Raw genomic sequence first — 8,295 nt, 5'->3', positions numbered from 1 at the left:
GTAAAATAAAAGATGTAGAAAAACGTTTATCGTAAAGGAGGTGCCTGAAGCCGTGTACAATACTAACGTATCGGTTCCACCGCCAAATACAAAAAGTGCAGAAGACTACATGCGAATGATCAAGATCAATCCATTTTCCCTGCAGCACATTCCCAATCCTACAGAAGAAATGAAATTGACCGCTCTGCGCGAAAACGGACTGGTTCTGGAGTTTATTGACAATCCGACAAAAGAAATGAAACTGACTGCTTTAAAAAATACAGCAAAAGCCATCCAGTTCATTCCCAATGCCCCTAAAGAATTATTGAAACAAGCCGTTCACAAAAGCTGGACAAACCTGGCATACATCAAACATCCGCCGGAATGGCTCATCATGGAAGCCATCCAGCAGTCAGGATGGGCTATCCAGTATGCAGAAAACCCCAGTGAAGAATTGCAGCTCGCTGCCATACGGCAAAATTACGATGCCATCCGCTACATCAAACATCCGACGCCTCACGTCCAGGCAGCGGCGGCCGCCATTAACTACACCGCCCTGCGTTATATAGACAAACCTTCCTTCGAAGCGCAGTGCATTGCCATTGCCAATAATGAACAGGCAATCCGTTTATTTGTCGATACGGATAAAGAAACACTGCTTACATTTTTAAAAATCAATATTCTGGTCATCCGCTATCTGCCCCGCAACCGGCTCATCAGCAATGACGACCTGAAAAGTGTCCTGAAAGAAACATTATCCCAGGAAGATGTGCCGGAAAAATATGTACGGGATTTCATTGGCTGCCGGCGCATCGAAACAGACTATGGCTGGAGTCCGATCGATAAATTATTATTCGTCTACCAATATGGGAGCCGGAAAGCCAAACAGGTTACGGTCGATGAAAAATTAAAGATTCAATAAAAGATTCCCCACGTGCCACAGGAAAATCAGCTATTTCTTCTTTACCATTTGCTGGTCATCGTTTATTATTGTATTATTATATAATAGTAGTATTAAGATATAATTTTTATATCATATAATATTGTTTTATTAGATTTTTATTAGATTTTACAGAGATAGGATGGAATATTCATGAATTATAATGACACACTGCAAAGTGTAAAACTCGTTTTAGCCGCTCAGGCGGTTCCACTTCTCATCGGGGAAACAGGGATTGGCAAGACAGCCCTGGCTACGGATCTGGCGGCAGAAAACGGATGGACACTCATCGATATTGATGGCAATATTTTAAAGGAAGGCGAAATCGGCGGCCTGCCTACCGTCGAAAACCGTACGACCGTCTATGCCATTCATCACAAACTGAAAGAAATCGATGAAGCTCTGGCTGAAGGAAAAACAGTTCTCCTCTTCATCGACGAAATCAACCGCTGCGAACACGCCGTACAACAGGAACTGATGAACCTCATACTCAATCATGAAATCAATGGATACCACCTTGACGAAAGCGTACGTATCATCGCCGCCATGAACCCCACGGATACCTATGATTATCAGACTGTAGAAATGGATGATGCCCAGAAAAACCGTTTTGTCTGGCTGTATATGGAACCGGATTACATGCAGTGGCTGGACTGGGCTGCCACTAAGGGAATCGAACCGCGGGTCATGGAATTTATTTCCACCTTCCCCGACTATCTGTCACAGCGCAATGAAGACGATATCAATGCGACACCGCGCAGTTACGAACGGATTTCCGATATTTACCGTATTTATGCCAAACATCCTGAATCCTATACAAGGAACGTATTTTTCAATGTAATCCGCGGTAATGTAGGAAAGGTCATTGCCGAAGAATTCGTCAACTTCATCGAATCCGACGCCCAGCCGCTCGTGTCATACGCCGATGTGTTTTCCAGTCCGTCCATGACCGCAGAAACAATCAAAAAGATCGAGAACGAATCCCACACCCGGCTGTATCTGGCAGCCAAAAATATCCTGCGCCAGCTTGACAGCAAGCTCATAGAAGGTGCCATCGATCCCAATCAGGCAATCGAACGGCTGGTGACATTCCTGCACTATTATCCGGTCGATCTCATGATAGGCGTAATGAAAGATATCCGCAATAACACGAAAGAAGTCGGAAAATACGCCCTGAAGAATGACCATTTTATTGATGCTTATTTTAAAACCTATGAAGCAATCGGGTGATTGTATTGGATAAACAACTCCGTACCGAGGCCATACTCCTCGACCAAAAACTGAACCAATGGGCCGATAATGAAATGCGCCTTTCCGATAAGGCCTGCCGGGCAAAAGACTTACCGGCAGACTTTGTGCGGGAATTCTTCGAATTTGTCAGCAAAATCAGTTTGAAACTGCTCGATGACAAAGATAATTTCTATGGATACTTCTTTTTCCAGATGGGAAAAGAAATCCGCCTCAATATCGGTTCGGCTACGGCGACGAATTTCAAGGGAGCTAAATACGTCATGTATTTCAATCCCTTCATCTTCCTGCCTTTGACCATCGAACAGATGGGGAACTGTATACGCCACGAAATCCTGCACATTGTGTTCCAGCATCTGCAGCGGGCCAGAGATCTGCAGGACCATTACAGCAAGCTGGCCCTGAACCTGGCCATGGATATCGTCGTCAACACCTACCTGCGTCCCCTTCCCGATGATGCGGCAACACTCGACTGGGTCAATCTGCAGTACCATCTCTATCTTACGCCATTTGGTACACTGGAAGATTATGTACAGGAAATACAGGAAGCCATTGATAAGCGGGAAAAGACGACGACTATCACCGATGAAGATAACACGGCTGATACAGATATCCTGACCAAATTCGACCCTCTGCGCACTCATGATGTCTGGAATGAATCAGACACGATCGATGCCCAGCTTCTGGGACGATTCACAGAAAAATATGTCGATGCCGCAAGCCGGGGCAAATTGTCGGATCATATTGCCAATGCCATAGCCCAGATCAAGGACAGCAATCATACTCTTCCCTGGCACTTCTATTTAAAGAAACTCGCCGGTACGGTAGCCAGCGGCAATAAAAAAACGACGGCCCGCCGCAACCGCCGTCAGCCGGAACGACTGGACCTGCGGGGCCAGCTGCGCAACTATAAGGCAAAGATATATATTGCCCTCGATATCAGCGGCAGTATCAGTGATGATGAATTCAAACAGGCAATGGAAGAAGTCTTCCAGATTGTACGGGAATATAAGACAGAAATCATTATCATACAATGTGACGACCATATCCGCAAAGTGTACACAGTCCGGACCATCAAAGACCTGCAGGCCCGACCTGCCGGCCGTGGCGGCACCTGCTATGCACCGGTCATCGAATATGCCAACCGGCATAAAATAGACCTTCTCCTCTATTTCACCGATGGAAAAGGGGAAGACCGGCTGCGCACAGCTCCAGCAGGATATAAAATTCTGTGGCTTATCGGAGGCAATGGCGACGACCTGTCACTCGACAATCCCTATGGCATAGTCAAACGGCTTCATCCCCTGGAAGAAGAAAATTCGGCGGCAGAATTTTTCTTCGTTGAAAAAGGCGGATATTCCATGAATAATCAGGAAGAAATCAGTTTGAATTTCTAACTTCGGCAGGTTATACAGTATGTGAAATTTATCTCAATATGCGTATTCTGACATATATCATTTATAATACAATGTATTTTCGAACTTGTTCGTAAATGCATATTTTGAATGTATCAAGCAATTATGTATTCTATTTAGGAAATATTGAGGAATAAATATGAGTATTTGGTATAGAATTCCTTCATTTTTTACTTGCAAATCCATGTGAAAAAATGTACTATATACACATAGAGATTGTGAAATTTAGAACTCAGCTTTTTCATTCAAAAAGATAGTTCCCATCACAATCCCCAAGCAACAGGATATAAATAGTGTCTATGTGGCAGATATTACATCTACTAACAGATATACTATTTTATTTGTACTCAGAAAGGGTGGTTTTTCAATGAAAAATGTAGTCATCGTAAGTGCAGCTCGTACTCCTATCGGCAGTTTCAACGGCCAGTTCAAAGACGTAACGGCTGTTCAGCTCGGTATCACTGCTGTCAAAGCTGCTATCGAACGCGCTAAAGTTCCTGTAGATCAGATTGATGAAGTTATCATGGGCCATGTTCTGACAGCCGGCTGCGGCGAAAACACAGCCCGCCAGGTTGCTCTTCATTCCGGTATTCCTCAGGAAGTTCCTGCATTTACTATCAATAAACTGTGCGGGTCCGGCCTTCGTGCTGTATCCCTCGGCGCTCAGCAGATTGAACTCGGCGACGCTGACTGCGTAGTTGTCGGCGGCATGGAATCCATGTCCAATGCTCCGTATGTTGTTGCAAAAGCCCGCCGTGGCTATCGCATGGGCAATGGTCTTCTCGAAGATACGATGCTCCGTGACGGCCTGATTTGCACAGAAAACAACTATCACATGGGCGTAACTGCCGAAAACATCGCTTCCCGCTTTGGCATCACCCGTCAGCAGCAGGATGAATGCGCTTACACTTCTCAGATGCGCGCTGCCAAAGCTCAGGCTGAAGGCAAATTCGATGCTCAGATCGTTCCTGTAACGATTCACAACCGTAAAAAAGGCGATATCGTCATCACAAAAGACGAACATATCCGTCCGGATACTACGATGGAAGGCCTTGCTAAATTAAAACCGGCTTTCACAAAAGACGGCACAGTTACAGCTGGTAACGCTTCCGGTCTTAACGATGCTGCCAGCGCACTGGTTCTCATGAGCAAGAAAAAAGCCGAAGAACTCGGCATCAAACCGATTGCTGAAATCCTCGACTGGGCTTCCGCAGGTGTTGAACCGGCTATCATGGGTACTGGTCCTATCCCGGCTTGCCACAAACTGTTTGACAAAACCGGCCTCAAAATGGAAGACTTCGAACTGGTTGAACTGAACGAAGCTTTCGCAGCTCAGGCTGTATATTGCTGCCAGCAGCTCGGCGCTGACATGAGCAAAACAAATATCTATGGTTCCGGTATCTCCCTCGGTCACCCCGTAGGCTGCACTGGTGCCCGTATCCTTACGACTCTGCTCTATGCATTGGCAGAACCGGGCCGCAATGGTTCCCGTTATGGCCTCGCTTCCCTGTGCATCGGCGGTGGCCAGGGTACAGCCGTAGCAATTAAAATGTGCGACTAATTCCGACTAGATGGTCTTAAAAAAGACAGTCACTTTATAGTGGCTGTCTTTTTTTTGAAATTTTTTCAATAACACTGCCAAAAATACCCAGGCTATCGATTTTAAAAAATTATCATACTATTTTATTTTTTTATCGAAAAACCATTTAATTTTCATAGTAAACATGCTACAATGTACTAGCTATAAAAACGGGCTATATTTTTACCATACTATGACAAGGGAGACGGCCTGATACGACACGTCTCCGGCCCTAAGAAAGAAGGACTGATAATGAAAACTTCACGTCGTAAAATGTCTTTGGTTCAGCTGACCTTTGTAGCAGCGGCCAACATGCTCGGTGCCGGCATCATCATGCTGCCGACGAAACTTGCCGAAGTAGGCACGATTTCGATTATTTCCTGGATTATTACTTCTCTCGGCTCTTTAGCCCTGGCACTGACGTTCGCCCGATGTGGTATGTTCTCTACCAAGCCGGGTGGCATGGGAGGTTATGCTGAGTATCGGTTCGGATGTCTTGGACATTTCATGACAAGTTATTCCTATTCCGTCTCTATTGTCATTGCAAACGTAGCTATTGCTATTTCAGCCGTCGGTTATGGTGCTGGCTTCTTTGGCACTGAACTGACGCCGTTGCAGACATGTCTATATACTATAGCACTTCTTTGGATTGCTGCTGCACTTAACTTCAGCGGTTCACGTTACTCCGGCAAACTAAGCACGATAACTATCTGGGGAGCCATTATCCCTGTTCTGGGTATTTCCCTCATCGGCTGGTACTGGTTCGATCCCCAGCTGTGGGTCAGCTCATGGAATCCGAACCATTTTGGTCTGGGGGACGCTATTGGCAATTCTATCGCCCTCACGCTCTGGTCCTTCCTGGGATTTGAATCGGCAGCTGTCAATATGGATGCCGTAGAAAACCCGCAGCGTGCCGTCCCCATTGCGACCTTCGTCAGCACCGTTGCCGTTGCCATCATCTACGTAGCATCGACCAACGTCATTGCCGGTGTCGTTCCCAACAACGATATCCTCAATTCAAGTGCTCCGTTCGGCCTGGCTTTCGCCACCATGCTCGGTTCTACAGCAGGCAAAGCGGTCATGGGACTCATGGTCTTCTCCTGTGCTGGCTCTCTTCTTTCCTGGCAGTTTACGCTGGCCCGGGTCTTTACAACAAGTGCTCAGCGCGGTCTGTTCCCGAAGGTATTTGCCAAAGTTACCGATGCCGATGTTCCTCTTAAAGGCATGATGCTCATCCTGGTCATGCAGAGCTTTTTATCCCTCATGACCATCAGCCCGACTCTGGCCGAACAATTTGAAAACCTCGCAAACCTGGCTGTCGTTACTAACGTAATTCCTTATATTCTCTGTTCAGCAGCCCTCAAATCCATTCTCGATACGGAAGGGATTTCCAATACCCAGTGCAACCGGAATACGGCTTATTTCTTTGCCGGTGTTTCCATCATCTATTGTTTCTATGCTATGACGACACTGGATCTGCCCACCTTCCTCGGTGGCTGTACCGCTGTCTTCATTGGCTGGATGACTTATGTAGTGCGTTTCGTCATCATGAAACAGCCATTTATGCAGGAACAGCGTGCAAAAAGCTGAATATCTGTATGTATACAAAAAAGCTGTCCTACAAAGGACAGCTTTTTTGTATCTGTCTGTAATATATGATTGGCAATGAAATCAGTCCCTATGCCTGACTCCGGTGCAGCCTGTTCCAGATAAGTGGAATGAGATTGCTGCCAGCTACGGCAGCTATGATAGAAATAGTCTCTCCAGCAAGAGGAACAAGCAGCGTCAGAATACTATTTTCCGATAGCGGCGTATGACCTACGACGAACCGGATATACGGAGATGCCGGCATATTGAGGGCCAGCCAGGCCAGACTCATGCAAAGAATCCGTATGAGCTGAACGATACGGTCGCCCGTTTGGGGAAACCGTTCTTTTGCAGGGTAAAAGTATAGCGCGAACGAAGCCAGAACAAAAGCGATGAGCAGAAAAACGCAAAGCCCCAGGAGAATAAAGACGCCAATGAGCGGCCCATCCAGACTCGTCGTGTCCAGTACGGGAAAGAAGCACATCGTCATAAACGAAAGGGGGATAGGTAACGCATACAGCACCGGGTCGAAAAATTCCGACCAGGCATATTTCCTGCGCCGTTTTTTCCAGAAATCAAAGCCCCAGGCCAGCAGATTTTGTACAAGGATCGTTACAATCATCCAGCACGCATACAGAATGACCCGGCTATAATAATTCTGCCATAGACTCGTACCTATCAGGCTGTCAAAAAAGCCCGTCACCAGCATAAGACCAGTCAAGGCGCCATAGAAATACATTCCCGGTGAAGCATACAAGGTATATCCCTGATTTCTCACCTGCCGATGACGCTGCAGCAATGGCACCGTCAAAGAACCCAGGGAAAATACAAGAAAAGACAAAACGGTAAGAAATCCTTTATCAGAAACAAACGCCCCAAAAGGAACAGGAATCAGCCAGACGCACTGCCAGGCCAGATGAAGCCCATAGGGACGCCACGATGGGTTATTCATTTACACACGCTCTTTTCTGCAGGTATCATGAAACCGGCTCAGGACATAGGCTCCCAACATAGTCGCACATAGTTCGCCATACATAATACCGATAAAAACAATATCACGACCGATGGTAGGCCATTCCCAGAAGGAAGACGCCTTCCATATCTGCCCCATAAAGGCGCTGAATGCACCGCCAATAGCTGCCAGTACCAGCCAGGCAATGACGAAGCTTATACGGCTGATACGGGCATGTTTCGGGCCAAACGCCGCTTCCTTCGTGCCCACATAGGCCAGAGGGATCAGAAAAGACAGAGCCAGATGGGATATGAGCGCCACAGCCGCACTGGAGCCACTATGAATCGTATAGGATCCAATGGGAATGGGAATAATGAAAAAGCTCATAAATACGCATTGACGGAAAATATCACGCCACCAGCTCATGCTATCTGCCTCCTGAAAGAAAAGTCATTTACAGTTTAGTATACCAAATTTCAAAAAGAATGCCTAGAGTTGAATCTTATGGTATAATAAATAAATACATGTAAAAGAGACATATATTATTTTTTTTGAATAGAGAAAGGTATACCCATGAAAACATTCCAGACACTCG

The 8,295-nt window shown here is 46.3% G+C and carries 7 protein-coding genes; 5 read left to right on the top strand and 2 right to left on the bottom strand.

Features of this window, described 5'->3' with window-relative positions; all coding sequences use genetic code 11:
- Positions 1–52 precede the first annotated feature (52 nt).
- The 5 genes from DBO31_RS05215 to potE all read left to right on the top strand — a co-directional run bounded on the left by DBO31_RS05215 (position 53) and on the right by potE (position 6,751).
- A complete protein-coding gene (locus tag DBO31_RS05215; RefSeq protein ID WP_234995403.1) occupies positions 53–901 on the top strand; it encodes a DUF4116 domain-containing protein in 849 nt (282 codons plus the stop codon).
- 171 nt (positions 902–1,072) lie between these two features.
- On the top strand, positions 1,073–2,149 hold the full coding sequence (locus tag DBO31_RS05210) for an AAA family ATPase (protein WP_059075874.1): 1,077 nt from the start codon (positions 1,073–1,075) through the stop codon (positions 2,147–2,149).
- Positions 2,146–3,564 carry a VWA-like domain-containing protein gene (locus DBO31_RS05205; protein ID WP_234995402.1) on the top strand — a complete coding sequence of 473 codons (1,419 nt, stop codon included), beginning with the start codon at positions 2,146–2,148 and terminating at the stop codon, positions 3,562–3,564. The genes DBO31_RS05210 and DBO31_RS05205 overlap by 4 nt, the downstream gene beginning before the upstream one ends.
- Before the next feature lie 385 nt (positions 3,565–3,949).
- Positions 3,950–5,143, top strand: coding sequence for an acetyl-CoA C-acetyltransferase (locus DBO31_RS05200; protein ID WP_150824609.1), 1,194 nt, complete (start codon positions 3,950–3,952; stop codon positions 5,141–5,143).
- A gap of 270 nt (positions 5,144–5,413) precedes the next feature.
- Positions 5,414–6,751, top strand: a complete 1,338-nt coding sequence (gene potE, locus DBO31_RS05195; RefSeq protein WP_150824608.1) for a putrescine-ornithine antiporter — start codon at positions 5,414–5,416, stop codon at positions 6,749–6,751.
- Positions 6,752–6,839: 88 nt separating this feature from the next.
- On the opposite strand, the gene DBO31_RS05190 is transcribed toward potE, so the two are convergent.
- A complete protein-coding gene (locus DBO31_RS05190) occupies positions 6,840–7,700 on the bottom strand; it encodes a hypothetical protein (RefSeq protein ID WP_150824607.1) in 861 nt (286 codons plus the stop codon).
- A complete protein-coding gene (locus tag DBO31_RS05185; protein WP_150824606.1) occupies positions 7,701–8,126 on the bottom strand; it encodes a hypothetical protein in 426 nt (141 codons plus the stop codon). It abuts the gene before it with no gap.
- Positions 8,127–8,295: the final 169 nt, after the last annotated feature.

It is taken from the genome of Megasphaera sp. DJF_B143 (genome assembly GCF_900320625.1).
Taxonomy (GTDB): Bacteria; Bacillota; Negativicutes; order Veillonellales; family Megasphaeraceae; genus Megasphaera; species Megasphaera hexanoica.
Note: the sequence above shows the minus strand (reverse complement) of the source record. Positions and strands in the feature narration are given on the sequence as shown.

Coding starts and splice junctions, on each gene's coding strand:
- DBO31_RS05210 (WP_059075874.1), top strand. CDS start 1,073: ATGAATTATAATGACACACTGCAAAGTGTAAAACTCGTTTTAGCCGCT.
- DBO31_RS05200 (WP_150824609.1), top strand. CDS start 3,950: ATGAAAAATGTAGTCATCGTAAGTGCAGCTCGTACTCCTATCGGCAGT.
- potE (WP_150824608.1), top strand. CDS start 5,414: ATGAAAACTTCACGTCGTAAAATGTCTTTGGTTCAGCTGACCTTTGTA.
- DBO31_RS05190 (WP_150824607.1), bottom strand. CDS start 7,700: ATGAATAACCCATCGTGGCGTCCCTATGGGCTTCATCTGGCCTGGCAG.
- DBO31_RS05185 (WP_150824606.1), bottom strand. CDS start 8,126: ATGAGCTGGTGGCGTGATATTTTCCGTCAATGCGTATTTATGAGCTTT.